Below are 1,179 nucleotides of genomic sequence, written 5' to 3' on the forward strand. Positions count from 1 at the left end.
TGTTTAGTGCGAGGGCGACTGCGGCGATGTCAAGGCGTCGAAGCAACATGGGGCTCGCCGGCGAGCAGTCGAGCGAATGCCTCGGTGGGCGTGAGATAGCCCAGTCGGCGGCGGGGTCGATTGTTGATCTCCTCGGCGATGGTGGTGAGGTAGGGCTGGTGATCGGGGATCACCGTGCCCTTGGGCAGATACTCCCGGTAGAGCCGGTTCGTGTTCTCGTTGCTGGGCCTCTGCCAGGGCGAGTGGGGATCGGCGAAGTAGACCGGCATCGCCGTGGCCAGGGAGACCTTCGCGTGCTGGGCCATCTCGCTGCCCTGGTCCCACGCCAACGATGCCTTCATCATCTCGGGCAGGTCGTTGAAAAACTCGATGACCGCGTCAGCGGTTGGCTCGGCGTGTTTCGAGGGCAGGGCCAGCAGCCCGGTGAACCCGCTCATCCGCTCCACCAGCGTCGCCGCGCACGAGGTGCCGTTCTTCCCGATGATCAGGTCACCCTCCCAGTGCCCCGGCACCCGACGCTGGGCGGCGTCCTCACCTCGCTCCGCGATCGGGACCATACCTACGATTGGGCCACCGCGCGTCCGCCCGGTCGTACGTGGTCGGCGCTTGGTCCGCTTGGACTGCAGGAAGATGCCCTTGCGGGCGAGCTCACCCTTCGGGATTGCGTAGATGTACTGGTAGATAGCCTCACCGGAGACGGTTCGGCCGCGTGCGTCAGGAGAGTTCGCCATGCGTTCAACGGTCGGGTCTGTCGCCTCCAGACGCAACCGGCCCGCTATCTCGTTCGGCGTCCAGGACGCGGCCAGGTCGGCGTCCACCCTCGCCTGCAGCACCGGATCCCCCGCGACCTTCCGCTGCTGCGGGCGAGCTCGCCGACGCTGCGCTCTGACGTCTGCGGTCACGGCCTGGTAGCCGCGGGTCTTCGTCGAGTTCCGGTGAAGCTCCCGCGAGATCACCGACGGGCAACGCCCCAGGTGACGGGCGATCCTCCGCACCGACCAGCCCGCTTTCGAGGCCGCCGAGATCTCCGACCTGTCGCTGAACGACAACCCCACCCGCGCCATCTGCACACTCCACCGATCAGACCCCCGCCGACCGGGAGTGTTGCTTCGACGCTATGACACCACCCCGGTGTGGACCGGCCGCGCAATTCCAGAAAATGTTATGACACGTTTACTC

1 protein-coding gene is annotated in these 1,179 nt (G+C 66.5%); it reads right to left on the reverse strand.

All coding sequences use genetic code 11. From position 1 onward, the window contains the following. Positions 1 to 29: 29 nt before the first annotated feature. The gene (locus tag AB2385_RS17085; RefSeq protein WP_009381402.1) at positions 30 to 1,064 is read right to left on the reverse strand and encodes an IS30 family transposase; all 1,035 of its coding nucleotides are present in this window, start codon (positions 1,062 to 1,064) and stop codon (positions 30 to 32) included. Positions 1,065 to 1,179: the final 115 nt, after the last annotated feature.

It is taken from the genome of Symbiobacterium sp., assembly GCF_040797425.1.
Classification (GTDB): Bacteria; Bacillota; Sulfobacillia; order Symbiobacteriales; family Symbiobacteriaceae; genus Symbiobacterium.